At 56.8% G+C, this 24,973-nt stretch carries 20 protein-coding genes; 13 read left to right on the forward strand and 7 right to left on the reverse strand.

Features of this window, described 5'->3' with window-relative positions:
• Nucleotides 1–344 precede the first annotated feature (344 nt).
• The gene (gene glgB / locus NW840_RS01015; protein ID WP_414341827.1) at nt 345–2,636 is read right to left on the reverse strand and encodes a 1,4-alpha-glucan branching protein GlgB; all 2,292 of its coding nucleotides are present in this window, start codon (nt 2,634–2,636) and stop codon (nt 345–347) included.
• Nucleotides 2,637–2,696: 60 nt separating this feature from the next.
• Nucleotides 2,697–4,172 (reverse strand): dihydrolipoyl dehydrogenase family protein, encoded by a 1,476-nt coding sequence (locus NW840_RS01020; RefSeq protein ID WP_414341830.1) that lies wholly within the window; start codon nt 4,170–4,172, stop codon nt 2,697–2,699.
• 194 nt (nt 4,173–4,366) lie between these two features.
• Here NW840_RS01020 and tatA point away from each other — a divergent pair, with 194 nt between their 5' ends.
• Nucleotides 4,367–4,612 (forward strand): twin-arginine translocase TatA/TatE family subunit, encoded by a 246-nt coding sequence (tatA, locus tag NW840_RS01025; protein WP_011433563.1) that lies wholly within the window; start codon nt 4,367–4,369, stop codon nt 4,610–4,612.
• 226 nt (nt 4,613–4,838) lie between these two features.
• Complete coding sequence (locus NW840_RS01030; RefSeq protein ID WP_414341832.1) at nt 4,839–5,675, forward strand: anti-sigma factor domain-containing protein; 837 nt, start codon at nt 4,839–4,841, stop codon at nt 5,673–5,675.
• Here the strand turns inward: NW840_RS01030 and NW840_RS01035 are convergent, their stop codons facing one another.
• Nucleotides 5,676–6,221 carry a helix-turn-helix domain-containing protein gene (locus tag NW840_RS01035; protein WP_414341835.1) on the reverse strand — a complete coding sequence of 182 codons (546 nt, stop codon included), beginning with the start codon at nt 6,219–6,221 and terminating at the stop codon, nt 5,676–5,678.
• 197 nt (nt 6,222–6,418) lie between these two features.
• Between NW840_RS01035 and NW840_RS01040 the strand changes: the two genes are divergently transcribed.
• The 7 genes from NW840_RS01040 (at nt 6,419) to NW840_RS01070 (ending at nt 16,527) form a co-directional block, all read left to right on the forward strand.
• Complete coding sequence (locus NW840_RS01040) at nt 6,419–7,312, forward strand: bestrophin family protein (protein WP_414341837.1); 894 nt, start codon at nt 6,419–6,421, stop codon at nt 7,310–7,312.
• Nucleotides 7,313–7,492: 180 nt separating this feature from the next.
• Nucleotides 7,493–8,761, forward strand: a complete 1,269-nt coding sequence (locus tag NW840_RS01045) for a metallophosphoesterase family protein (RefSeq protein WP_414341838.1) — start codon at nt 7,493–7,495, stop codon at nt 8,759–8,761.
• Nucleotides 8,762–8,763: 2 nt separating this feature from the next.
• Entirely contained in the window at nt 8,764–12,354 is a 3,591-nt protein-coding gene (locus NW840_RS01050) for an AAA family ATPase (protein ID WP_414341840.1), read from the forward strand.
• Complete coding sequence (locus NW840_RS01055) at nt 12,344–13,537, forward strand: DNA double-strand break repair nuclease NurA (protein WP_414341841.1); 1,194 nt, start codon at nt 12,344–12,346, stop codon at nt 13,535–13,537. The genes NW840_RS01050 and NW840_RS01055 overlap by 11 nt, the downstream gene beginning before the upstream one ends.
• Nucleotides 13,534–14,127 carry a hypothetical protein gene (locus tag NW840_RS01060; RefSeq protein ID WP_414341843.1) on the forward strand — a complete coding sequence of 198 codons (594 nt, stop codon included), beginning with the start codon at nt 13,534–13,536 and terminating at the stop codon, nt 14,125–14,127. Before NW840_RS01055 ends, NW840_RS01060 begins: the two co-directional genes overlap by 4 nt.
• Entirely contained in the window at nt 14,127–15,833 is a 1,707-nt protein-coding gene (locus NW840_RS01065) for an ATP-binding protein (RefSeq protein ID WP_414341845.1), read from the forward strand. The genes NW840_RS01060 and NW840_RS01065 overlap by 1 nt, the downstream gene beginning before the upstream one ends.
• Nucleotides 15,834–15,957: 124 nt before the next feature.
• Nucleotides 15,958–16,527 (forward strand): hypothetical protein, encoded by a 570-nt coding sequence (locus NW840_RS01070; protein ID WP_414329892.1) that lies wholly within the window; start codon nt 15,958–15,960, stop codon nt 16,525–16,527.
• Between the two features lie 13 nt (nt 16,528–16,540).
• Here the strand turns inward: NW840_RS01070 and NW840_RS01075 are convergent, their stop codons facing one another.
• Nucleotides 16,541–17,731, reverse strand: coding sequence for a M20 metallopeptidase family protein (locus NW840_RS01075; protein WP_414341847.1), 1,191 nt, complete (start codon nt 17,729–17,731; stop codon nt 16,541–16,543).
• Nucleotides 17,732–17,868: 137 nt separating this feature from the next.
• Nucleotides 17,869–18,633, reverse strand: coding sequence for a 1-(5-phosphoribosyl)-5-[(5-phosphoribosylamino)methylideneamino]imidazole-4-carboxamide isomerase (gene hisA / locus NW840_RS01080; RefSeq protein ID WP_414341854.1), 765 nt, complete (start codon nt 18,631–18,633; stop codon nt 17,869–17,871).
• 148 nt (nt 18,634–18,781) lie between these two features.
• Between hisA and NW840_RS01085 the strand changes: the two genes are divergently transcribed.
• Nucleotides 18,782–20,155 carry a 16S rRNA (cytosine(967)-C(5))-methyltransferase gene (locus tag NW840_RS01085; RefSeq protein ID WP_414341856.1) on the forward strand — a complete coding sequence of 458 codons (1,374 nt, stop codon included), beginning with the start codon at nt 18,782–18,784 and terminating at the stop codon, nt 20,153–20,155.
• Between the two features lie 80 nt (nt 20,156–20,235).
• Nucleotides 20,236–21,048 (forward strand): TrmH family RNA methyltransferase, encoded by an 813-nt coding sequence (locus tag NW840_RS01090; protein ID WP_414341848.1) that lies wholly within the window; start codon nt 20,236–20,238, stop codon nt 21,046–21,048.
• Between the two features lie 16 nt (nt 21,049–21,064).
• Here the strand turns inward: NW840_RS01090 and recA are convergent, their stop codons facing one another.
• Nucleotides 21,065–22,189: a recombinase RecA gene (recA, locus tag NW840_RS01095; protein WP_414331989.1), complete on the reverse strand. Its 1,125-nt coding sequence runs from the start codon at nt 22,187–22,189 to the stop codon at nt 21,065–21,067.
• A gap of 235 nt (nt 22,190–22,424) precedes the next feature.
• Here recA and lgt point away from each other — a divergent pair, with 235 nt between their 5' ends.
• Both lgt and tsaE read left to right on the forward strand, forming a co-directional pair.
• Entirely contained in the window at nt 22,425–23,249 is an 825-nt protein-coding gene (lgt, locus tag NW840_RS01100) for a prolipoprotein diacylglyceryl transferase (protein WP_414341850.1), read from the forward strand.
• Between the two features lie 3 nt (nt 23,250–23,252).
• Nucleotides 23,253–23,888 carry a tRNA (adenosine(37)-N6)-threonylcarbamoyltransferase complex ATPase subunit type 1 TsaE gene (gene tsaE, locus NW840_RS01105; RefSeq protein ID WP_414341851.1) on the forward strand — a complete coding sequence of 212 codons (636 nt, stop codon included), beginning with the start codon at nt 23,253–23,255 and terminating at the stop codon, nt 23,886–23,888.
• A gap of 200 nt (nt 23,889–24,088) precedes the next feature.
• On the opposite strand, the gene NW840_RS01110 is transcribed toward tsaE, so the two are convergent.
• Nucleotides 24,089–24,787: a pirin family protein gene (locus tag NW840_RS01110; RefSeq protein ID WP_414341852.1), complete on the reverse strand. Its 699-nt coding sequence runs from the start codon at nt 24,785–24,787 to the stop codon at nt 24,089–24,091.
• Nucleotides 24,788–24,973 lie beyond the last annotated feature (186 nt).

The following is a 24,973-nucleotide window of genomic DNA, read 5'->3' on the forward strand; positions in this document are numbered from 1 at the left end:
ACCTGTCAACAAGAGCGGGTGGCTGCGGCCATTGCTGAAATCCTCTCAGAAAAAACCTGCCCGTAGCACTCAGTTATGTCTGCCTTATGGTCATTTCGATTCAAACTAGAACACTGCACCCACGCCCACAGTCATTTTAAATAAGAATGAAACGAAATGAAACATTTCCATCCCATTGCTTCCCAACTCCCCTCTCCCTCTGGGAAGAGGACTGGGGGTGATCTCGGAAGCGGTATGGAGCGCTTGGGGATTGTCTCAATCCAGCTTGAAAGGACTACAAATGGCCAAAAAACGAAGTCTCCAGACCCGTCCTCCCAGTGCGGCGGAAGGAAGCCAGCAGGGTGTCAATTCTGGGACTCGACCGGCTGCGGCGGCTGCCATTTCAGCACCAAGGTAGAAAGTTGCGGCAGGCAGAGCTCGAGGGAGTAGGGCAAGTTGTGGTAGGCCCAGTCGTCTGTCCACTTGCCCCCCAAATTGCCTACCCCGCTGCCCCAAAACTCCACAGCATCGCTGTTGAGCAGCTCTCGATAAAAACCTCGTTCCGGTACCCCAATGCGGTAATTGGGCCAGACCACCGGCGTGAAGTTACAAACCACCACCACCCACTCACTGGGATCCTCCCCATAGCGGATGAAGGAAACAATGCCGCGATGGTCGCTGCAGTCAATCCAGCGGAACCCTTCTGGCTTGGTGTCTTGGGTATACAGGGCAGGCTCAGAGCGCAACAGGTGATTCAGGCTGGCCACATAGTGGCGCAACTTGGCGTGGGGTTCATACTGCAGCAGCCCCCAGTCCAGATCTGCCCAAACGTTCCACTCATTCCACTGGCCAAACTCCATGCTCATGAACAAGGTTTTCTTGCCAGGGTGGGTGAACATGTAGCCATACAAAGCCCGCAGACTGGCGAACTTATGCCAATGATCCCCCGGCATTTTGCCCAACATGTGGCTCTTGCCATGCACCACCTCATCATGAGAAAAGGCCAGCATGTAATTTTCGCTGAAGGCATACATGAGGCTGAAGGTGACCAAATGGGGATGGAACTGGCGGAACCAGGGATCCATGTGGAAATAATCCAACATGTCGTGCATCCAACCCATGTTCCACTTCAAGTTGAAGCCCAGCCCACCCACATGGGTTGGCCAAGTTACCATCGGCCAAGCAGTAGATTCTTCGGCAATGGAAAGCGCACCGGGGTTGTATTTGAAAATGAGGGTATTGAGCTGCCGGAAAAAGTCGATGGCTTCGAGGTGTTCCCGCCCGCCGTAGGGATTGGGGATCCAGTCTTTGCGGTCATAATCCAGATAAAGCATCGAGGCCACCGCATCCACCCGGATCCCGTCGATGTGGTATTTCTCGAACCAAAAAAGGGCATTGGCCACCAGATAATTGCGCACCTCGTTGCGGCCATAATTAAAAACCAAAGTGCCCCAGCCTTTGTGCTCACCTTTGCGAGGGTCGGCGTATTCGTACAGGTGAGTACCGTCGAAAAAAGCCAGCCCATGCCCATCTTTGGGGAAATGTCCGGGCACCCAATCGACAATCACGCCGATCCCGGCTTGGTGAGCCCGATCGACAAAATACATAAAGTCTTGCGGGGATCCATAGCGGGATGTTACGGCATAGTAGCCGATCACCTGATAGCCCCAAGAGCCATCGAAGGGGTGTTCTGCCACCGGCAACAGCTCGATGTGGGTAAAGCCCAGCTCCTTCACATAGGGGATTAGCTTGTCCGCCAGCTCGCGGTAGGTGAGGAAGCGAGTATTGGGCTTTTGGTCCACCAGCACACTTTGCCCTTCGGCAGGTGGATCTTCAGCCGAGGCGTGCATCCAGGATCCCAGATGCACCTCATAAACCGAAATCGGCGAGCGCAGGGGGTCGGTGGCGGCGCGTTTTTCCAGCCAGGCTTGGTCGTGCCAGGTGTAGGTGTTGAGGTCGGCTACGATGGAGCCGGTTTTGGGGCGCACCTCCTGTTGAAAGCCATAGGGATCCGATTTTTCGTAGATATCCCCCCAGGAAGTTTTCACCTCGTACTTGTAGATGGCGCCTGGCCCTATGCCGGGGATGAACACCGCCCAGATGCCGCTTTCGCCCAGCCGCTTCATCTGGTGTTGACGCCCGTCCCAGTGGTTAAAATCGCCGATAACGCTGACGTTGCGGGCGTTGGGAGCCCAGACGGCGAAATGCACCCCCTTCACCCCGTCCACCGTGATGGGATGAGCGCCCAGCTTGTCGTAAATGCGGTGGTGATTCCCCTCGTTGAACAAGTAGCGATCCAGCTCGCCAATGTGGTTGACCTTCTCCAAGGGAAAGCGGTAGGGATCCTCCCATTCTTCCAAGTGTTCCCCTTGGGGATCCCAGACCCGTTGGGCCCGCAAAAAATAGTCCGGCAGAGGGGTTCCCGGCTCAAAGCGCAGCTCGAATAGCGTTTCCGGGTGCAGCGGCTGCATCGGGTAAGCCTGTCCAGTGGCGCGTTCCACCAGCCAAACCTGCCGAGCATTGGGCACAAGGGCGCGCACCAACCCAAAGGATTTCCCGGCCTCTTCTATCTGCTGGGGGCCCAAAACGGCATAGGGATCCTGCCATTGGTTGGAAACAAACTGACCCACTTGTTCGGCAGACAGGAGAAAGCCCATCGGGAACCCTCAGTAAATGACCATTCTAGTCTAGCGGTGGCTGACCCCCAGTTTGCGCTGTCAGCTCCAGGCCCGCCTCCAGGCAAAGAATCCCTGCAAGAAGTTCTGCAGGCGGGGGTTGGTGGCCAATTGTTGCCTGCGGTGCTGCAGGGCCGCCTTGGCGTTCACCTCCGAGCGGGTGGGGTAGATGTGGATCCCGGTCAGGGCAGAGACGGGCAGCCGCCGGCTCATGGCCAAAACCACTTCATGAATCAGCTCTCCCGCCTGGGATCCCACCAGGTGCGCCCCCAAAATCTGGCCGTTGCGTCGACAGATCAATTTGGCAAAGCCCAGGGGGGCGGCTTCTGCCTGGGCCCGATCCACATCGGCAAACTCCTGTTTGAGCACCACCACATCCTTGCCGTATTGCTGCCGGGCTTCGCTTTCGGTGAGGCCCACACGGGCCAGCTCCGGCTCGGTGAAGATGGCCCAAGGAATGACACGATAACGCGCTTGGCTGAGGGGGAAAAACAGGGCATTGACCAGGGCCACTGCCCCTTCGTAGGCCGCCACATGGGTAAATTGCGGCCCGCCGATGACATCCCCACAGGCGTAGATGCGGGGATTGCGGGTTTGCAGCTTGGCATTCACCTGGATCCCTTGGGGGGTGTACTGCACGCCGGCGGCTTCTAGACCCAGCCCTTCCACGTTCGGGATCCGACCGGCGGCCACCAAAATCTCTTCTGCACGGATCACTTGATCACCTGCAGCGGCGGTGCCTGCCCCGGAATTGGCCTTTAGGGAAAGCAGCTTTGCCCCTTGCTCTTGGCCAACTGCTGTGGCGCGTACCCGGGTGAGGATGCGGATCCCATCTTGGGTCAACTGTTGCTGCACCACCTGGGCGGCTTCGGGATCCTCCTTGGGCAAGATGCGCTCGCGGCTGGCAATGAGGGTCACCTCAGATCCCAGACGGGCCAGAGCTTGGCTCAACTCGCAGCCTACCGGCCCCGCCCCTATCACCGCCACCGATTTGGGCAAGCGGGTCAAGTCAAAGATCGATTCGTTGGTCAGATAGCCCGCCTCGGCCAAGCCTGGCAAGGGGGGAACCCAAGGACGGGATCCGGTGGCGATGACAAAAGCCCTCGCCTGTACCTGCCGTCCTGCCACCTCAAAGGTGCGCCCATCCACAAAGTGGCCCTTGGCAAACACCAGTTCCACCCCCAGTTGGCGGAAGCGATCTGGCGAATCGGCGTGGTTGGCGATGTAGCTCTGGGCAGAGCGAATGTGTTCGTACACCTTGAGGTAATCCACCGCGATCCCTGCTGGGCCGGGGAGAGTTACCCAACCGGCAGCCATGGCCTGGCGAATCCGATGGACGGTATGGGCCACGTGAAGAAGGGCTTTGCTGGGCACACAGCCATACCAGAGGCAATCGCCGCCCAAGCGGTCGCTGCCTTCCACCAGCAGCACCTTGGCCTTCAGTTGGGCAGCAGCGCTGGCCACCACCAAACCCGCCGCACCAGCGCCAATGACCACAATATCGTAGGAGACAGGCATGGCTTGTTCTGAACAAAAACATCGGGCAAGGGATAGCACCATCCTATGTCTTGAGTGGGCCGGGGGCAGGATGGGAGAAGTCCTTGCCAAAGGATCCCTTTCTGCATGGGAGAAGAACTTGTTAGAGTGGGACGGATGGATCCCTTGCAAGCTGGGTTGATCCGTCTGTTCTACTTTTCAGGTTTTGGGGACTTATGACTATTCTGCTGCCGAGCGAACCTATCTTGGCCGTGAGCATCTTCGGCATGGGCCTGCCAGAGCTGGCCGTGATTGGGGTGATCGCGGTGGTCGTGTTTGGCCCCAAGAAGCTACCGGAGTTGGGCAGCGCCTTTGGCAAAGCGTTGCGGAGTTTCAAACAAGAGATGAACAACCCCAGCAGCGATGACGAGCCTGCCGGCACGGAAAAGGTGGAGAAGGTGGTGGAGAAGGATGCCGCCTGAGGGTCGCGGAGAGGGGTGGGATCCCAACTTCTGCCAGGGACGTGCTGCCGCAACTGGGGATCTTGTCGAGAGGGGGGATCCAAGCCGGCTTCGATCAGAAGTAAAGTCAGCTCGCAAGGGAGCCAGATCCAGGGCTAGTGTATAGTTCTGGAAAGTTTCCCGGCCCGGCGCTACCGGCTGAGCCAGGATCAGCCTGGATGGGCCCATCGGATGCCCCAGAGGTGGTATGGCTGAGCTGACCGATTTCGAGTTGATGCGCCAGATCCAACTGCGGGATCGCCGCAGCCACTTCTTGCTCAAGGATCGCTATCGGAAGCGCCTGCTGGATATTGCCTTGGCCATTCTCAAGCAACCTCACCAGGCAGAAGAGGTGGTGCGGCAGGTGTTTGAGTTTTGCTGGAAACACGCCGATGCCTTTGACCTGCAGCGGGATCGCTCGGTGGCCCTGTGGCTCTACGAGTTGACGGCCTTTCAAGCCAGGGAACGGCTGCGGCGTTGGGCTTGGCTACCTGTCCCCCTCTCCATTCAAACCTCAGCCCCTCTGGGGCCGCGACGTCTCCTTTGGGGCAGCCTGGCAGTGCTGGGGATCTACGCGGTAGCCATAACAGCGGCCTACTGGCGGCTGCGCTGGCAGTGGGGATCCCCCATCGAGGGAGAGTCAGCGGCGCTTCAACAGCTCTATCAAGAGTGGCAACGACAGCCGCAAGTGCAGCGAACCCTGCTGCGGGATCCCAGCTTCAGCACTCCCCTGTTGGTGCAAGCCCTCTGGTCGCCCCATGCCAAGCAGGTGCTGCTCTTGGCCTCGGAGATGGCTCCCGCCCCCCCAGGGAGCACCTATCAACTGTGGCTGGAGTCGGAGATCCAGGGAGGGGGACGACTGCTGGAAAACGCCGGCACTTTTGCCGTCAACGGGGAAGGATCCCTGCAGTGGCTCAGTCAACCCATCCATTCTGAGCAGCCGACCCGCCTTCTCGTCACCCTTGAACCGGCAGGAGGAAGCGAATCCCCCACAGGCCCGCCTCTGCTGCAGAGCAGTTTCTGGATCCCTGCCGCCCAGCCATGATCAGGAGAGATTGGGGGATAACTGGGGGGCTTGTCTCCCGCTTTTGCGCCGCTTAGCATGGGATCCCCGCAAGCGCACCTTGAGACGGTAGCGAACAGTTTCATGCACAACTTTGTAGGAAGCATCCACACCGTGGGTTTCCCGCAGCCATTCGCGAATGTCGCTGTAGGTACGGAATCGGCCAGGCTGATGCAGCTCCTGCTTGAGGATTTCCAAAACCGGCTTGGGGATGAGGGGTTTGCGCCCTTGGTTGCGGGGCACCGTCAACATGCCCTCTAGCCCCTTGGCCTTGTAGCGTTGAAACCATCGAAAAATCGTTGAGATGTCCCGCCCCAGAATTTCAGCCAAGCCTGTCATCGTCTTGACTTTCCCAATCTTGAGCAGGTAGAGAGCTTGAACCCGCTCCTTGCCGGTCGGTGTGGACTGCTTGCCAAGTAGAGATTTGAGCTCTTCAGCCGATTCCTGAATGTCGAGCTTGAGGACTCCAGCCATGTTGGGGCGTCGCAGAACAGCGTTGAATTCGTTGCCTGGCGGAGAGTCTACCACAGTAACTTGGGGTTTTGGAAGTTGTTCGTGAAGTTTGCCTGGGCATCTCTTGACGTTTACAGAATCTCAGAATCTCCAGCTGAAAAATCTCCAACAGGCCACCCTTGTCGCTTTTCAGGATAGGCGGGCAAGGGATCCCCTCTTGGGCGGCAGGCCGTGGCTGTAGGATCAGAGGGCAAGCTTGCCGACGCTGCACTATGGTTCTTCGCAAGTATCTTGCAGGAGAGGGGCTGCGTTGGTTTCGACTGGCCCTGCAGTTGCAAGGATCGGTTGTACCGGCAGTGCTTCCCCGCGCCTTTATCTGCGGCTTGGCCGGGGTGCTGGTTTCGGTTCTGTATAAGTTGGGGCTGCCCCTGGCGCTGTCGTCGTTGGTGGCGTTTGTGCCCAACATCGTTTTGGGTTTGATGCTAGTGTTTCGGACAAACACCGCCTACGAACGGTTCTGGGAGGGGCGGAAAGCCTGGGGATCCGTGGTGAATGACGTGCGCAATTTGGCCCGCTTGATTTGGGTAGCCATTGAAGAAAAGCAACCCGGCGACCGGGAAGAGAAGATCCAAACTCTATATCTGTTGCCCGCCTTTGCCATGGCCATGAAACAGCACTTGCGCCAGGAACCTTTGCTGGATGAGATTCAGCCCCTCCTCAGCCCGGAGCAGTTGCAACGTCTCCAAAGCCTCAACCATCCCCCTTTGCAGATTGCCTTTTGGATTGGAGATTATCTGCAGCGCCAATACCAAAAGGGCCGCGTTGAGGTCTACCAGCTCACGATCATGGTGGAGCGGCTCAACAGCATGGTGGATGCGCTGGGGGCCTGTGAGCGCATTCTCATGACCCCAATGCCGATGGCTTATGCCCTGCACTTGAAGCAGTTGTTATTGCTCTACTGTTTATCTTTGCCGTTTCAGATGGTGGAAGGTTTGGGTTGGATGACCGGCCCCATTGTGGGATGGCTGAGCTTTATGTTGTTTGGCGTTGAAGAGATCGGCATCGAAATTGAAAACCCCTTCGGCCGGGATCCCAATGATCTGCCCCTCGATAACATTTGCAACAAGATGGAGCACAATATTGCAGATTTGATCAATTCCACTTAGGGAACTCTCGCCGTTCTGGATGGCAGGGCAGCTGCCCATTTCAGATCCTCAGCCGGCACCTACCCCTAGTGGAGATAGCCGGGGCGAACCCGATGATTGAGAGGAAGGGATCCCTATATCTTGGGTAGGGAACAAGATGGGTTTGCTAAACTGTGGACAATTTGCCGAGGTGCTCTGGGGATGGCCTGCTCAACCTGCACATTTTTACACCTGGCCGATGTGCATCTGGGCTATGACCGCTACGACAGCCCGGAGCGGAGCAAGGACTTCTTTTTGGCTTTTCGGGATGTTGTCCGGCGCTATGCCATTCAGGATCCGGTGGACTTTGTGCTCATCGCCGGAGATCTGTTCGAGCATCGGCAGATTCAGCCCGGCGTTCTCAACCAAGCCCAGATCGTCTTGCGGGAGCTGCAACAGGCCGGGATCCCGGTGTTGGCCATTGAGGGCAACCACGACAATCGCCCCTATGGCGTGAAAACCAGTTGGCTGAGGTACTTAGCCGATCACGGGGAGTTGATCCTGCTGGAGCCGGAAGCAGGGGAAGAGGGCCTGGAGTTGCGTCCCTGGGCGGGTGGGCGGGGGGGCTACCTAGACCTGCCCTGTGGGGTGCGGGTGATTGGATCCCAGTGGTACGGATCGGCAGCCCCTCGGTCGATTGAGCAGTTGGCGGCGGCCATTCGACGGTTGCCCCCCGGCCCAGAACGGGTGGTGTTGATGTTCCACCACGGTCTAGAAGGCCAAATTGCCCGTTACCAAGGCGCTTTGCGCTACCGGGATCTGTTGCCCTTGCGGGAGGCGGGAGTGGGCTACCTGGCCTTGGGACACATTCACAAAAGCTATTCCGAGGGGGGGTGGATCTTCAACCCGGGATCCCTGGAGGCCAACAGCACTGCCGAATGGGACTTCCAACGGGGGGCCTATCGCGTCCGCTGGGGAGATGGCCCACCCCAAGCGGAGTTGGTGCAGGATTACCATCAGCGGCCCCGCCGCCGGCTCTATCTGGAGGCCAAGGGCAGAGAAACCCCCGAACAGATTGCCGCAGCAGCCATTGCCTTGGCTAAGGGATCCCGCCTTCAGGAAAGCGAGATAGAGCCGATGGTGGAGTTGCGGCTGGTGGGGCAGGTGGGGTTTGCCAAGCACGAGCTGGATAGCCGCGCCCTTCAGAAGCAGATTCAGCAGATTACCGGCGCCTTGCTCGTCCTCTTTCGCTTCGAGGCCACCGCTCTGGAAATCGGGTCGGCTGCCCTTTCTCTGGAAGAAGAGGAGCAAAGGCTACAAATCGAAGAGAAAATCTACAGGGATCTGCTGAGCAGCCATGCCCACTACCGCAAACGCAGTGAAGAGCTGGCGCGGCTGCTCTTGGATCTTAAAGAAAAGGTTTTGGATGGGCAAGGAGAATCTGAAGTGTATGCTCACCTAAGGGGAGCTTTTTGGGGAGCAGAAGACTGATTATGCGGATCCTCTCTCTCGCTTTACAAAACTTCAAATCTCATGAGGATGCCGTCTTCACGTTTGAGCCAGGTATTAACGCCATTTGCGGAGAAAACGGAGCGGGCAAGACCAGCATTTTGGAAGCCATTGCCTGGGTTTTGTTCGACTACTGCCCCTACAGCCAAGAAGAAATCATTCGCTCCGGGGCCAACGACGCAGTGGTGACTGTGCAATTTATCTCCCAATGGGATCAGCGCACCTACGATGTTCGCCGCAGCGTAACGCAGGGATATCGTCTCTTTGATCCCCAGCTGAAGCAGCGCCTAGAGTATGAGCGCAAGTCCGATGTGCTGCCGTGGCTGAGGCAACATCTGGGCGTACCTGCCGGTACCGACCTGGCGCGGCTCTTTGCCACAACGATTGGGGTGCCCCAAGGGACTTTCACGGCAGACTTTCTCAAAACCGGTCGAGATCGCAAAGAAGTTTTCGATCGCATCTTAAAGGTGGAAGAGTACCAGCAGGTAGCCAAAGACCTGTTGGCGGTCGAAAAATACAGCGAGGCGCAGATTCAGGCCATTAATCATCAAATTGAATTGCTCCGCCAACAGCTACAGGAGTGGGATCCGCTGCAAGCGGAGCGGCAGAAAATCCAACAAGAACTGAGTTATTGGCAAGAGCGCTTGAGTCAATCGATCCACACTCTGGATCAGGTTAAGCTTGAGATCGAGCGACTGGAGAAATGGCTTGAGCAAATCCAAACTTTAGATCACCAGATTGCCCAACTGGAGCAAAAGGGATCCCTGCTTCAGGTATCTCTTGAGCAGGCAGAAAAGTTATGGGCAGAGGCCAGGCAAGCTCAAGCGCAGCAACAGCAATACTGGGAGGGATCTCAGCATTTTTTGGCCACAGAAGCTCGCTTGCGGGAGCTGGAAAAACAGCAACAGCAACGCTTGGAGTGGCTGAAACAGCGGGATGCTTTGCTCTCGCAAAAGCAGCATATCGAAAACCAATTGGCAAGACTTCAAGAAAAGTTAAGCCAACAGCAGCGCTGGAAGCAGGAGCTAGAGGAGCTAACCCCGCAAATTCAGGCCCAAGAGGAGCTAGAGCGTCAGCAGACCTATTGGACTCAACAGCTCAACACGTTGCTACACCTGCACCGCGAATGGGAACAGATCCAGGCAGAATGGACAGCCCACGCCGAGCGCTGTCAACTGCTACAAAGCCGAGTGCAAGAAGCTGAACAGGCCCAGGCCATATGTCGGCAGCATCAATTGACCTACAACCGTTATTTGCAGTTGGAAACCCTCATTGCAGAGCAGGAAGCGCTGCGGCGAACCCGACAAACTTTACTGGCTCAACGGGAAACTTTGCAACATCAACTGCATCGATTGGAGCTGCAGGGATCCGAATATCAGCAACAACTCCAGATCTTCCAAAAAATGGAGGCGGAAAAACTTGAGCTGCAACCCCTGTGTGAACGGCAGGCCTCCCTGGAGCAGCGCCACTCCCAACTTGGCGAGAAGTTGGCTTCCTTTCAGGCTCTGCGCCTTGAACTCAAACAACGGGAAACGGAGCAGGAACAAGGCCAAGTCCAATTGCAACAACTGCAGCTCCAACTGAGACAACGGCAGGCGGATTTGGAGCGGGTAGCCGCCATTCCTGCGCTCGAAACTCAACAGGAGCGATTGCAAACTCAGCTCAGCCGCATTGCCGCAGCTCGTCAATTTCAACAGGAGCTACAAGCCCTTTTTGAGCAGGGCTCGGATCAATTGGCTCAACACCATCACAGCATCCGGCAACTTCTGGACGAATTGGAAGCGCAGCGACACAACTATCCCCAACTTCAATCTCTGTGGCAGCGGATCCCAGAGGTACTCACTCGATCTTCAGCACTCAGCCAACAGTTGCTCCAGTCCATCCATCAGATTTTGCAGGATCTGGCTCCCCAAACTTCCGAGCCCCAACTTCGTCAGCAGTTGTCCAACATCCAAAAACAACTCAGGACTTTGCAACCCTTGCTCGGCCTAACCGCACAAATACCCGATTTACAAGCCCAAATTCAGCAACTGCTGCAGTTGCAAGCCGAACGACAAAGCAGAATTGATGATCTTCACTGGGATCTTGAGGCTGAGCCCACCTTCCTTCGGCAACAACAGGAAATTGGCCAGGCGCTGCAAGAACTGGGGGATCCCAGAGGGCAAATCCAGCGCTTGGAAAGAGATCTCAGCCGCAAGTCTAGGGTTGAGCAAGAATATCAACAAATAGCGGCCCATGTTCAGCAACTCCAACAGCAGATACAAGCCCTAGAAGAGCAGCTGCAACCGCTTTCAGATCTGGATGAAAGAATTGCAGCTTTGCGGGAAGAACAAGGCCGGCACCGCAACAACTACGAGACCTTTATCCGCATGCAGCCTCTTGCCCAAAGTTTGCCCCGACGGCAAGATGAACTCCAAGCGGCCCAGTTGGCCCTAGATCAAATTCAGAAAGCCAAGCAAGAAAAACAAGCCCAGATCGACCGCTGGGAACAAACAGAGGGATCCAAAGATGACCTGCAAGCCCAAATTGAAAAAGCCGCCAAAACCTTAAAATCTCTGGGGGATCCCAGAAGTCAAGCCGAACGGCTCAAAGCAGAGCTAAAACAGGAAAAGCAGTATTTACAAATGCAGGCCAACTGCCTGCAGCAGCTTCAGGATTTACAGGCCGCACTCAACCCTATCGAGGAGGCCCTATGCCAAACGGAGCATCTGGATCGAGAGCTGGGATCCCTGCAGGAAGAACGCGAACGATACCGTTTAGATCACGAGCGCTATCTGCAGGCAGAACCCATCGCCAAATTGCTTCCCCAACGGGAACAGGAACTGGCCGAGCTAAACGCCCAGCGGCAGCAACTGCAAACTCAGCTTTCCCAACTTCGCGCAGCACGGGATCCCTTAGCTGCTCTGTATCGACCGCAGGAGCATGAGCATCTTCGATCCCTTCTGCAGGCCACCGAAATTCAAAAAGCCGAAGCCCAAGCCCGCCTGGAGAGCCTAGCTCCTCAACTGAGCAAAATTGAGGAAAAGTTGCGGCAATTGGAACAGACCAAGGCAAGCTTAAAGCAAGTCGAGGCAGAAAAAACTGAGAAAGAACGCCTACACCGCTTTATCAAGTTTAGCCGAGATACCTATAGAAAAGCCGGCCCTCAAATTACCCAATACTACCTGCAGCAGATCAACCATACTGCCGATCACCTCTTCCGAGAAATTCTCAACCGTCCCAACGTCACCCTGACCTGGGAAGCCGATTATGAGATCCGCGTTCAAGAAGCCGGCAGCCCCAAACGACGGTTTGCCAGCCTTTCCGGGGGAGAGCAAATGTCGGCGGCCTTGGCAGTGCGCTTGGCTTTGCTCAAGGTGTTGGGACAACTAAATATTGCCTTTTTCGATGAGCCCACCACCAATATGGATACCCAACGGCGACAGCGGCTGGCAGAGGCTATTACCAACCTGCGATCTTTTGAGCAGCTGTTTGTCATCAGCCACGACGATACCTTTGAGCAAATGACAGAAAATGTTATTCGGGTGGAAAGGCGCTCCAGTTGGGTGAGGAGGGATCCCGCCCATGGTGTTTAGAGCCGACCGGATCCTGGCGGTGCTGCAGCAGAAGCGGGAGGCCTTTGCCACTTTTGATCAAAGGCTGTCGGAGCGCAGAGAATACTATAAGCAGGCCATGGAAAGCTTGTGCCAGTGGTCAAGCCTAGAGATTGCCGAAAAAATAGCTCCATTCCCTTTCCCAGGCGCTTTACCTACTGCAGAGTGGGATCGCTACTCCAATTGGAGGATCCCTTTTGAGCAGGAATGGGCCAATTACGAAGAAAGCCGTGAGTGGGCGAAATCGGTCATTGAAAATATTCCCACCTTTGCCGTGGATGGATCCCAGATTTATCCCAGCAAAGATCTGTCAATACCGGTGGCGCTGGTGCAAATCGGCTGGTATGAAAACCATCATTGTGCAACAGGCTTGTACGAAAAAGACATTCAAGTGGATGTATTGACTCCAAGGGACCTGGGATCCGACAGCAGCGGCGAACCGAAAGAGCGAATGGTTAACATGCGCCGCTTTCAAATGGAAATCGAGAGACTTGTAGAATACATTCAAAAATCTCAACCGGGATCCCGAAAATTGGCCTTTTTGGATGGGGCGCTGGTGGCTACTTTTGCCGAAGTCTTCGAGCCAGAAAGCCAAGATTTCTATGTGCAGTGTTTGCTCCAGCTTTTGCGGGCCAGCGAGCAAAGCCGGATCCCTATCGTGGCCTACATAGACACCACCTACACTTCCGATCTGGTGGCGTTGCTGAAGCATTGTTTTGACCTACCCGAAGCTCCACAGCTTCACGATGCGCAACTGCTTAGTCCCTGGTTGGAGTGGGGGGATCGCACACCTTTTTTCATCTGTGCCCGCGGCGGCAGCCTCAACCCCCAAGATGGGATCCTCAATCGCTACCAAGAAATGCGAGAGCGAGTGGGGTTTGTTTACCTGCGCACCAATGACAACTTTCCGGCCCGCTTGGAAATACCCGTTTGGGTTTATGAGGCAGGACTGTTGGACTGGTTGGTGGATCTGGTTCGCTGTGAGGTGGTGATTGGGCGAGGTTATCCTTATGTGCTGGAGACAGCCGATCAAATAGCCGTTATTCGCAATGAGGATCGCAACCTTTTCTTACGCCTCATGCAAGATTGGGCCGCTCGCGAAAAGCTGAACCTAAGGCTATCCCGGAAAACAGTAAGTAAATTACAGCGGAGACGAGTTCGATGAGATTGGGAAAGGTAGTTCGCTCCAACAATCACTGTGATTATGTGGTGCAGGTGGACGATGCTTTAGAAGTCAAAAATCCGCCGACTCCTGATGACTATGGCTTCGGCAGCTTTGTCAAGCTAGAAAGCGACCGGCGACACTGGGCCGTAGGTCTGGTTTACAATACCCAACTCCTGAATCCGATGTTCCTCAATTCTGGGCCGCGCCTTTCCAGCCAGCCGGATCCCTATTTTTCCCCCGATTTGCAGAATGAGGTGCGCACGCTACTCTCGGTGGTTTTAATCGGGGCTCTGGATGAAGAGCGCCGCTGTGGCCGACAAGGGATCCCGCGCGTGGTGGTGCCTGTAAACACGCCGGTTTTTCGCATGAGCCGGGAAGAGATCCTGCGCTTTCACCAGGATCCCCAAGGTCAAACCCAATTTTCCTACTATGGTTTGCTGCTGAGTAGCGGCGGCAACTTTGCCAATCATTTGATCTACCAAGTCTTGAACGACATTACGCCGATGTTTGCCGATCCAGCTCAACGGCGAGCTCTGCAAATCTTAAGCAAAGAATTGGCCTGGAAAATGACTGTAGGAGCGATGCGCTAATGCCCCAAAAAATCACCGATAATGGCCACCATCCAGAAGCCACCCTCTCTCCAACTGAGGACTCTCCAGAGGTAATTGGCACCGTCAAAGGGCCTGGAGAAACCTCTAACCAATATGTTTTCATCACTTCCAATACCCAAGCGGTAAAGGTGGGCGATTTCGTCTACTACGAAGTCCAGGATCCCCAATCGCAAACGCTGCAAATCTTGGGTAAAATTAGCCAAGTTCAGCTCCTGGATCACATCCCCGATCGCATCTTTGCCGATACCGAAATCGATCCCAGCACCATTGTGGCTCTGGTGGGCTTCACCCATCCCAATCCGGAAATCTATGCGGTTACCGTCGAGGTCATCGGCTATTTCAATCAGAAGATGGGCTTTATTAACCCCCGCCGCGCTCCGGATCCCGGTGCCAAGGTTTTTCTGGCCTCCAATCGTCTGCTGAAATCAATTTTGAACAAACGAGATGAAACAGCCATTGGGGGTGCTCACTTGGGCAGCCTGTTGTTGCGCGATGAGGGAGCAGTGCCCGTAGTACTGGACGTCAAGGAAATGGTCAGCACCCATCTGGCCATTTTGGCGGGGACAGGATCCGGCAAATCTTATACAGCAGGGGTTTTGATTGAAGAGCTGCTTTTGCCCAAAAACCGAGCTGCCGTCCTCATTTTCGATCCCCACGGGGAATACCACACGCTGGCAGAAATGCAGTCCCACCCCAAGTTTTTTGGGGAAGATGGCTACCGACCCAAAGTCAAGGTTCTTTCACCACAGGAAATTAAGATTCGCGTATCTTCTCTTAACTTCTTTGATATTCTGACCCTGCTGCCGGAAACCAGCGATCGGCAAAAATCTTTTCTGGAAAAAGCCTTCCGCAGAACAACTCAATTTAACCCACTCCGCTGGACGATTCAGGATTTAATCGATGCCGTAAATGAAGCCGATTCTGCAGAAGATGGATCCCAAGGATCCTCAGCCGCCGCCTTGGAGTGGAAATTAGAACAGATCGACCGCTCTCCTTATTTCAGCAATGTAGAACATCTGGCCCCCAAAGACTTGTTTGAGCCGGGGCAGGTGACCATTCTACAAATGCACGAGATCAGCCAGGAAGAACAGCAGGTGATCGCCGCTGCCATCTTGCGCCAGGCCAACTATGCTCGCATCAATACCCACAAAGGCAAGATCCAGGCAGGGGACGAAAATTACTTGCCCTATCCCGTCTTTATTCTGCTGGAAGAGGCCCATCGGTTTGCCCCTGCCCACGAGCCTTCCCGTTGCAAACAGGTGCTGCGCACCATTCTCAGCGAAGGACGCAAGTTTGGACTGGGGGTAGGTCTCATCACGCAACGCCCTGGCAAGTTAGACTCGGACATTTTGTCGCAATGCATGAGCCAATTTTTAATGCGAATTGTCAACCCTGCCGATCAAGAAAATCTGCGTCACAGTGTTGAAGCTGCCGGGCGGGATCTGTTGCAGGAATTGCCCGCCTTGAGCAAAGGTCAGGTGATCGTCTCCGGTGTGTGCGTCAATACCCCCGTGTTATGTAAAGTGCGGCAGCGCTACACGCAGCATGGCGGCGAAACGTTGGATATTCTCGGCCTCTGGCAAAGGCATTCTCAAGAACACCACCAGCGGGATCGCTTGGCTCAGTCAGCCCCTCTCAAACCGCGTCCTCAACCTCAGGTAGTGGACGGACTCAGCATTGATTAGCAATGGCCCAAAACTCCAACTGTGGCCTGATCTCAATCGCTGAATCTGCCAAATCTACAATCCGAAACCACTGCTTGATTGCAATACAATTCATTTCACAGAAACAAGTTTTGGGGCGAGCAGGATGAGGAAACAAGCCCTTTTGCCAGGTTTGCTGGGCATTGCCGTTGCGGTTCTGCTGGGATCCGGGCCTGCCTATGCTCAGTTGCGGCTGATCCCCGAAGCGGCGCGGCGGGTGTACGAGGCATTGCCGGATCTGCCGCTGGAAAACGTCTACACCCCCATTAACCCCAATGACGGCGGCCCTACGCCTGAGGAAGATACCTTGGTGCGGCGGATGATGGTTTACCATCTGCAGGTGGCCGGTCGCTCCCCGACCGACCGCTTTGACTGGCAACTGACGCTGGCGGACTATTTTGATGCCAATGAGCCAATCATCGCCCAACGGTATCCCGGTGCCGACCGCCTCACGGTCAACCCCTACGCCCAAGACAAAGCCGTTGTACAATCCCTGAACCGGCAACAGCGACAGGCCCTGCTGGAAGCCCTTGTGCTGGCCTTCGGTGGGGATCCCAACCCAACGCCCCTCTACATTCCCACCGACGGGGATCCTGCCCCTACCCGTCCCACCCCAGAACCTATGAAGCCCTTGCTGCTTCCCGGCAGCGGATCCGCTGACTTGCTCAGGCCCTAGCCGAGGTTTCCCGCTAACTCAAGGCTTGCCCGGTGTAGTTCTCAATGCAGCGCAGGAACAGCTCTACCCCAATGCCAAGGGCAGCCTCATCGAAGTCGAAGCGGGGGTGGTGGTGAGGGTAGTTCAGGCCCCTTTCGGGGTTGGCGGATCCCAGGAAAAAGTAGCAGCCAGGCACCTCATTCAGGAAAAACGAGACATCCTCTCCGCCCATGGTCATCTCTGGGATGATCCTCGCCTCTGGGCCAAACACCTGGCGGGCAGCTTGTTCCACCAGCGCTACCATAGCAGGATCGTTTTGAACCGCCGGATAGCCCCGCTCGAATCGAAACTCATAGGTGGCTCCGTAGGCTTGGCAAATGCCGGCAACGATTTCTTCCATTCGCTTTGGGATCAAATCGGCCACTTCAGGGTGAAAACTGCGCACAGTACCCCAAATTTCTGCGCTTGGGGCGATAACGTTGAAGGCATCGCCGGCCCGGAAGCGGCCCACCGTCACCACCGCCGGCTGCAGCGGATCCACACTGCGGGAGACAATGGTCTGCAAAGCATTGACAATGTGGGATCCCACCACAATGGCATCCACTGTTTGTTGGGGAAGGGCAGCATGTCCGCCTCGCCCGATCACCTGAATCTGAAAGCGGTCGGCAAAGGCCATCGAGGGGCCACTTTTCACGCCAATAGTGCCCAGAGGGCGATTATTCCACAGGTGTAGGCCGAGGATGGCTTCCACATCCGGGTTTTTCAGAACCCCCGCCTCCAGCATGGGCTTGGCTCCGCCGGGGCCTTCTTCGGCAGGTTGAAAAATGACCTTGACCGTGCCCTTGAGGTGTTGACGGTGCTGTTGCAGCAGCTTGGCGGTGCCCATAGCAATGGCCGTATGGCCGTCGTGGCCACAGGCGTGCATGACGTTGGGGATGGCGGAGCGGTACTCGACTTCATTGGCCTCATGAATGGGCAGGGCATCCATATCGGCCCGCAGCGCCAAAACCGGCCCCGGCTGCTCTCCCTCAATGGTGGCCACAATGCCGGTGTGGGCAATGCCGGTCTGGTGAGGGATCCCCCAACTTTTCAGGCGCTGGCTGATGTAGGCGGCGGTTTGCTTCTCCTGGAAGCCCAGCTCGGGATACTTGTGGATGTGGCGGCGCCAGGTCACCAACTCGGGTTGTAAAGCTCGAACAGCAGGGCGAAGTGCGGGAAAGGACATGACCTGAAAAACAAAAAAACAAAAATGTCTTGGAAAACCTTCACCGATGGCCAGTGTTGGTTGCATGCAGTTGCCTGTCGATTTTGCCCAGTATGGCATTGCTGAGGCTGCTTTCCGCTCGGCGTCGAGGTGGACATCTAGGCCCACAGGGATCCGGTTTCCGGCGGTAGATCTTGCCAGCGGCCCGGCCCCACAGCTCGCAAAGCCTCTTGCAAGGAGATCGCCCCTGAGTAGAGGGCTTTACCCAAAATGGCCCCCGTCAAACCGGGCAAGCTCAACAAAGCCAGCAAATCCGTTAGCGATCCGATTCCCCCCGAAGCAATCACAGGCAGGCGGGAGATGGCGAGGATCTCCTGCAACTGTTGTAGGTTGGGGCCGGCCAGGGTGCCATCCCGGCCAATGTCGGTGTAGATGATGCCGGCGACGCCCTGTTCCCCCACCCGTTGCACCAATTCGGTGGCCCGCAGGGGAGTGGTGCTCAGCCAGCCGCGGGTGGCCACTTGCCCCTGCCGAGCGTCGATCCCCACCCAAACCCGACCGGGCAAGGCTTGGGTCATCGCCTCCAGGGTGTCAGGATCCTCCACGGCCAGGGTGCCAACGATCACCCGATCCACCCCCAAATCCAACAACTGCCGCGCCCGTTCCAGGGATCGGATCCCACCCCCCACCTGCACCGGGATGGCCAGGCTGCGGACAATGCGCTCAATGATGGGCAGGTTGACTGGATCCCCGCTTTTGGCCCCGTCCAGATCGACCACATGCAGGCGAGGGGCACCCTGTGCCGCCCAAGCTTCGGCCTGCTGGATGGGGTCATCGGCCACCTGTTCCGCCTGAGCATAATCCCCCTGGTAGAGGCGCACGGCGCGGCCCTGCAAAAGGTCGATGGCGGGGATCACCTCCAGAAAAGCAGTTGAGTAAGGCATGATGGGATCCCTTGAGGGGCTTTTCCAGTATCGCCTGGGAGCGGTCTTGCTCCAGCGGAGATCTGGATCTCTAGACCCTAAAGTGCTCCACACCGCTGACGCGATGGGAGAACATCCTGAGATGACTATGAACGCGCGCCAACTGGCTCTGTTGGCTCTGCAGAAAATCGAGCGCCAAAACGCCTATGCCGACCTGGTTCTGGGGCATTTGTTGGCCAACAGCAGCCTGATCCCCGCCGACCGGCATCTGGTCAGCGAGCTGGTGTATGGCATTACCCGCCGTCGTCGCACCCTCGACGCCTTGATCGATTGCTTTGCCCAGCGTCCTGCCCACAAGCAGCCCCCCGATTTGCGACTGATTTTGCATCTCGGCCTCTACCAACTGGCTTTTTTGGATCAGATCCCGGCCAGCGCTGCCATCCACACCAGCGTGGAATTGGCCCGCCAGATGGGGCTGGGATCCCTGACAGGGGTGGTGAACGGCATCTTGCGCGCCTACCAGCGGCAAGTGTTGGATCAGCCAGAGAAGGATCCCCTCAAGCCCCTCGAGGACACTCTGCCAGCCGACCCAATTCAGGCTTTGGGGATCCGGCACAGCTTTCCCGACTGGCTGGTGAGCCTATGGTGGGAGCGCCTGGGGCCGGTGGAAACGGAGCAGTTGTGTGCTTGGTTTAATCAGCCACCCCACCTAGATTTGCGGGTCAACCCACTGCGGGCAGATGTGAATAAAGTCATTCAAGCCTTGGCAGCAGCCGGGATCCCTGCCCTCCCCATCCCCGAAGCGCCGGGCGCCTTGCGCCTCCAGGATCATGCCGGCGACATCACGGCCCTACCCGGCTTTGCCCAGGGTTGGTGGAGCGTTCAAGATGCCAGTGCCCAGCAGGTGGTGCATTGCCTGGATCCCCAGCCAGGGGAGCGGGTGATCGACTGCTGCGCTGCTCCGGGCGGCAAGACCACCCAAATAGCCCAACACATGCAGGATCGGGGGGAAATCTGGGCTTTGGATCGCCACCCCCACCGTCTGCGGCGCCTGGAGGAAAATAGGCAGCGCCTGGGCTTGAGCTCAATCCGTCCCCTGGCCATCGACCTGTTATCCCTGAGCGCTGCTGCCGATCGCGTCAGCGGGACGGAGTCCTTACCCCCTGCCCCCTTGCCCCCCTGGCAGAGTGCTGACCGCGTACTGCTGGATGCCCCCTGCTCCGGCCTAGGCACCTTGCACCGCCATGCTGACGCTCGCTGGCGGCAGACTCCAGAGCGGATCCCTGAATTGGCCCACCTGCAAGCTCAGCTTCTGCAGGTGGCAGCCCGTTGGCTTAAGCCGGGCGGGGTGTTGGTGTACGCTACCTGCACGCTGCACCCTGCCGAAAACGAGGAGATCATTCAAGCCTTTCTCGACAGCCACCCCAATTGGGCTGCTGAAGGGGATCCCCTGCTCATCTGGCCCCACCGGCAGGATCGGGATGGATTTTTTATCCAACGGCTGCGCCGCTCCGGTTACTAACTCCCCTCTCCCTCTGGGAGAGGGGCTGGGGGTGAGGGCAGCAACGCCGAAGACTTGGGGAGTACCTTAACCATTGCCACATGGCTTCTGAGCTGCTGACCAGTCCGAAAAACCCCTGGATCCGCAAGTTGCGGCAGTTGCACCGCAGCAAAGGCCGGCGGGAACAGGGCGCCTTTTTGGTGGAGGGATCCCACCTCATCGAAGAAGCCCTGCGAGTTGGCTGGCCCCTGCAGGCTCTCTGCTACACGCTTGAGTGGGCTGAGCGTTACCCACAATTGCTGGCCAATCTGCCCAAGAGTCTACGGCGGCAGGCCGTCAGCTCAGAAGTCATGGCAGCGCTCTGTACCACCGAGTCTCCCGAAGGAGCTGTGGCCGTGGCCGTCAGTTGGCAGATTTCCTCTCCCCCCTGGTCCAAGTTACGTTTGGGCCTTGTGGTGGAAACGCTGCAAGATCCAGGCAATTTGGGATCCCTAATCCGAGTCGTGGCCGCCGCAGGAGCCGACGGCCTTTGGCTAAGCGCAGACAGCGTCGATCCCGAAAACCCCAAAGTCTTGCGGGCCTCTGCCGGCCAGTGGTTTCGCCGTCCGCCCCAAGTCGTGCCCGACCTAGCCGCCTGGATCCAGAGCTGCCGTTGCCACGGGATCCAAGTCTTGGCTGCTACCCTCTCCCCCACAGCAAACTGCTACTGGGATCAAGATCTCACCCGCCCTACCCTTTTTCTCCTGGGCAACGAAGGGGCTGGCCTGAGGGAAGCGACTATCCAACAGGCCGATGCCCAGGTGCGGATCCCGATGGCCGAGGGTGTCGAATCTCTGAACGTCGCTATGACGGGGGGGTTGTTGCTCTACGAGGCCCTGCGCCAGCGGCGATCTCGCTCAGGAAGCGCTCCCTGAACAGCTAGCTGCTCCCTCAGAACTCTTCCTCTACAAAGACCGCATCCTCATTCTCTTCCTGCTCTCCCTCCTCCATCGCTGCCGGCCGGCTGGCGGAAACCGTCACCCCCGCAGAAAGTTTCTCCCGCACAGCCGCTTCCACCTCCGCTAGGAGCTCTGGGTTTTCCTTCAAGTAGACAACCAGATTGTCCCTTCCTTGGGCAACATTTTCCTCCTTGTAGCTGTACCAAGAGCCGCGGCGCTTGAGAATGCCCATCTCCTCGGCCAGATCGATAATGCAGCCGATGTTGGAGATCCCTTGGCCGAAAATGATGTCAAATTCTGCCCGCCGGAAAGGGGGGGCAACTTTGTTTTTCACCACCTTGACCCGCGCTCGGATCCCGTATTCTTCCGCACCTTTTTTCAGGGTTTGAACGCGGCGAATATCTAGCCGCACCGACGCATAAAACTTAAGGGCATTGCCGCCGGTGGTGGTCTCCTGGGGGCCATAGCCTATGCCGCCAATTTTGGAGCGCAATTGGTTTAAGAAAAGAACGATGGATCCGGTTTTGCTGACATTTCCGGCAATCTTGCGCAGCGCTTGGCTCATCAGGCGCGCCTGCAATCCCACATGGGCATCTCCCATATCCCCTTCGATCTCAGCCCGAGGCACCAACGCTGCTACCGAGTCCACCACCACGATATCCACAGCTGCCGAGCGCACCAACTGATCGACGATCTCCAGGGCGGCCTCCCCCGTGTCCGGCTGGGAGATCAACAGGTTTTGAATATCAACCCCCAAAGCTGCTGCGTAAGTAGGATCCAGCGCATGTTCCGCATCCACAAAAGCTGCCGTTCCCCCTTGTTTTTGCACTTCGGCGATGGCATGTAGGGCAATTGAAGTTTTCCCAGAAGATTCCGGCCCAAAGACTTCGATAATCCGCCCTTTTGGGTAACCTCCGCCCAAGGCCAAGTCGAGGGTGATGGCCCCACTGGGTATGGTCTCCACCCGCATCTGGGTGGCATCTCCCAGGCGCATGATTGCCCCTTTGCCGAAATTCCGCTCGATCTGGCTTAACACCTGCTCCAGGGCTTTGCGTTTTTCTGACTTCAATTTGTCCGAGTCATCAGCAGTGTTCACAGCAGCGGCTTTCCGGGCCATAACCCGCATCCCCCCCAGGAGTCGTGGTGGAAAATCGAGCCTGCATTCTAACATTGTCGCCTTGCTCTGAGCGGATCCCTCTCCCTCCAACTGCAGTCAGCTCGTACCTTGCCTCGGTTCCTAACTCCCCTCTCCCTCTGGGAGAGGGGCTGGGGGTGAGGGCAGGTCTTCTGCATAGCCTTGCAGAGCGGGTAGAGTGGGCTAAAGGGATCTGCTCAGGAATGTCCCCACGGTCATGACTTTGGTCTTACAATCCCCCGGCCCGGTTGTGTTTAGTTGGGGGCCGTTCAGCCTGCGCTGGTATGGCTTATTGATCGGCCTGGCAATGGTGTTGGGCTTGCTCCTGGCTCGCCATCTGGCAGCTCGGCGTGGCCTTCCCCCCAGTTCCATGCCTGATCTGCTGGTGTGGTTGGTGGTTGGATCCCTGCCCCTTGCTCGCCTGTACTATGTGGCCTTTGAGTGGGAACGCTATCGAGATGGCCCTTGGTGGCAGGTCTTGGCCCTCTGGCAGGGGGGCATTGCCATTCACGGTGCTTTGATCGGCGGCAGTGCGGCGCTTTACCTGTTCGCCCGGCGGCACCGGCTGAGTTTTTGGTTGCTAGCCGATTGCCTTGTTCCCTCCCTCAGCCTTGGTCAGGGGATCGGACGTTGGGGCAACTTCTTCAACAACGAAGCCTACGGAAAGGTGTTGCCTCCGGATAGCCCTCTGTGGGTACAACTGCAGCTGCCTGATGGATCGCGCGTCCATCCCACTTTTTTGTACGAATCCCTCTGGAACTTTGGTCTCTTCGGGCTCCTGCTCTTTTTAAGCTACCGGCGCCAGCTTCCCCCCGGCACCCTCTTGGGCCTCTACCTGGTGGGGTACAGCCTGGGGCGCTTCTGGATCGAAGGCCTGCGCACCGATAGCCTCATGCTGGGATCCCTGCGGGTGGCGCAGGGGGTGAGCCTGCTGCTCATTGGAGCAGGCCTGGCCGCAATCTTGACAGCTCCCAAACGCGTTTCTGTTCACCCAAACGAGGCAACTTCCTCGCCTGGGATCCCCGCCCCAAAGGAGTTGTAAGCCATGGCCAGCGAACAGAATGAAGAGCTCTGGCAGCAAGCCTCCCCTCTGCTGCTGCCATCCGCCGCTGCTACCCAATCACTAGGGGCCCTCGTAGCTCAAGCCGCCCTTGGCTTCCTCGCCCCTTCAGGTCAACAAAAATCTCCCCCTCCCAGCCGCAGCCTCGGCTCCACTTCCGGCTTGGTCATTCTTCTCGAAGGTAATCTGGGCAGCGGCAAAACCACCTTTGTGCAGGGACTAGGGCAGGGCTTGGGGATCCCTGAACCCATCGACAGCCCCACCTTCGTGCTGGTGCAGGAATACCACACCGGACGGATCCCTCTTTTCCATTGCGATCTCTACCGCCTAGAGACCTCTTCTGCCGCTCGCGCCGGTGGGAAAGAATCCACACTCCTAGAAGACCTAGGGCTAGAAGAACTTTGGAGCCAAGGTGGGATCACCGCTATTGAGTGGCCCCAGTACCTCCGCCATCTGCCTGCGACCTACCTCTGGCTGCGCCTACAGCCCCATCCCCAGCAGGAAGGAGCCCGCCTTCTACACGTCAAGGGAAAGGGATCCCAGACTGGCCACCTTTGGCAGCAAGTTCTTTCTCAATTCACTCAGCAAAACCTCGAAGAAGGGATCCACTTCTCCTCCTGAAAGTACTTGAAAGCAGAAGAAAAAGTTGAGATCCCAAAAGACTTATGGTCATTTCGATTCCAACTAGGACACTGCACCCGCGCCTAAAACGTTGAATGTACGGAGCCAGAAGGCTCTTCTCAGCAGTTCAGTCGCTTCACCCCAGCCTAAAACGACTATAAGCTCAAGGCAAACAGCCAGAATTCAGCCAAAAGTCATCCTCAGGCCAAATCAAACAGCAGCACCTCAGCCCCTTCTTCACTGAAAAGGTTGAGCTCGCTTTCCCTAGCAATAGCCACGCCATCTCCTTCTCGCAAAAACAAGCCATCCAGGGTCACATCGCCCCGAGCTATCTGCAGCCATCCGTAGCGCTTCTCATCCAAGTGTCGGTGAATGGTGCGTCCCGGCTCAATCAACCCTGCATAGAGATTCACATCCTGATGCACAATCACGGATCCCTGGCGCCCATCTCGAGAGGCAACTAAACAAAACTCATTGGGATGCTCTGTCAAACCCGTCGCTTTTTGTTCATAGCTGGGCTCCAGGTTTTCCTGCTCCGGCAAAATCCAAATTTGCAGCAGATGAACCTCCTCGTCTGCCGAGTGGTTGTACTCGCTGTGCCAGATCCCTGTGCCTGCCGTCATCCGTTGAATTTCACCAGGACGAATCACAGATCCCGTGCCCAAGCTGTCTTTATGCTCAAGGATCCCTTCCAAAACATAGGTAACGATCTCCATGTCCCGGTGCCCATGGGTCGGAAAGCCAGCACTCGGGCTGATTCGGTCATCGTTAATCACCCGCAAAGCCCGGAAGCCCATGTAGCGAGGGTCGTAGTACTCTCCAAAAGAAAATGAGTGGTAAGTATCAAGCCAACTGAGCTTGACATGACCCCTCTCTTCCCGCTTGCGCAAAGTCAGCATCACAGTTTCTCCGAAACCTGACCCTCGCAACCATCTTATTAACTCTGCAGTCAGAATGTCAATATTCAAACAGTTTTATTTCTTCTTTTCCCTGCTATTCTCGCCAAAAACTTGCCAAAAATTTTGGGTTGGATATCTTGACGGGGTGGTGGGGGTGGGGATAGGGTAGTAAAGCGCCACAAGGCC

It is taken from the genome of Synechococcus sp. R5-13, assembly GCF_047462015.1.
GTDB lineage: Bacteria > Cyanobacteriota > Cyanobacteriia > Thermostichales > Thermostichaceae > Thermostichus.

What these genes read in the sequence shown, in the direction of transcription:
- glgB (WP_414341827.1), bottom strand. Translation starts at nt 2,636, where the DNA reads ATGGGCTTTCTCCTGTCTGCCGAACAAGTGGGTCAGTTTGTTTCCAAC.
- NW840_RS01020 (WP_414341830.1), bottom strand. Translation starts at nt 4,172, where the DNA reads ATGCCTGTCTCCTACGATATTGTGGTCATTGGCGCTGGTGCGGCGGGT.
- tatA (WP_011433563.1), top strand. Translation starts at nt 4,367, where the DNA reads ATGACTATTCTGCTGCCGAGCGAACCTATCTTGGCCGTGAGCATCTTC.
- NW840_RS01030 (WP_414341832.1), top strand. Translation starts at nt 4,839, where the DNA reads ATGGCTGAGCTGACCGATTTCGAGTTGATGCGCCAGATCCAACTGCGG.
- NW840_RS01040 (WP_414341837.1), top strand. Translation starts at nt 6,419, where the DNA reads ATGGTTCTTCGCAAGTATCTTGCAGGAGAGGGGCTGCGTTGGTTTCGA.
- NW840_RS01045 (WP_414341838.1), top strand. Translation starts at nt 7,493, where the DNA reads ATGGCCTGCTCAACCTGCACATTTTTACACCTGGCCGATGTGCATCTG.
- NW840_RS01050 (WP_414341840.1), top strand. Translation starts at nt 8,764, where the DNA reads ATGCGGATCCTCTCTCTCGCTTTACAAAACTTCAAATCTCATGAGGAT.
- NW840_RS01055 (WP_414341841.1), top strand. Translation starts at nt 12,344, where the DNA reads ATGGTGTTTAGAGCCGACCGGATCCTGGCGGTGCTGCAGCAGAAGCGG.
- NW840_RS01060 (WP_414341843.1), top strand. Translation starts at nt 13,534, where the DNA reads ATGAGATTGGGAAAGGTAGTTCGCTCCAACAATCACTGTGATTATGTG.
- NW840_RS01065 (WP_414341845.1), top strand. Translation starts at nt 14,127, where the DNA reads ATGCCCCAAAAAATCACCGATAATGGCCACCATCCAGAAGCCACCCTC.
- NW840_RS01070 (WP_414329892.1), top strand. Translation starts at nt 15,958, where the DNA reads ATGAGGAAACAAGCCCTTTTGCCAGGTTTGCTGGGCATTGCCGTTGCG.
- NW840_RS01075 (WP_414341847.1), bottom strand. Translation starts at nt 17,731, where the DNA reads ATGTCCTTTCCCGCACTTCGCCCTGCTGTTCGAGCTTTACAACCCGAG.
- NW840_RS01085 (WP_414341856.1), top strand. Translation starts at nt 18,782, where the DNA reads ATGAACGCGCGCCAACTGGCTCTGTTGGCTCTGCAGAAAATCGAGCGC.
- NW840_RS01090 (WP_414341848.1), top strand. Translation starts at nt 20,236, where the DNA reads ATGGCTTCTGAGCTGCTGACCAGTCCGAAAAACCCCTGGATCCGCAAG.
- recA (WP_414331989.1), bottom strand. Translation starts at nt 22,189, where the DNA reads ATGGCCCGGAAAGCCGCTGCTGTGAACACTGCTGATGACTCGGACAAA.
- lgt (WP_414341850.1), top strand. Translation starts at nt 22,425, where the DNA reads ATGACTTTGGTCTTACAATCCCCCGGCCCGGTTGTGTTTAGTTGGGGG.
- tsaE (WP_414341851.1), top strand. Translation starts at nt 23,253, where the DNA reads ATGGCCAGCGAACAGAATGAAGAGCTCTGGCAGCAAGCCTCCCCTCTG.
- NW840_RS01110 (WP_414341852.1), bottom strand. Translation starts at nt 24,787, where the DNA reads ATGCTGACTTTGCGCAAGCGGGAAGAGAGGGGTCATGTCAAGCTCAGT.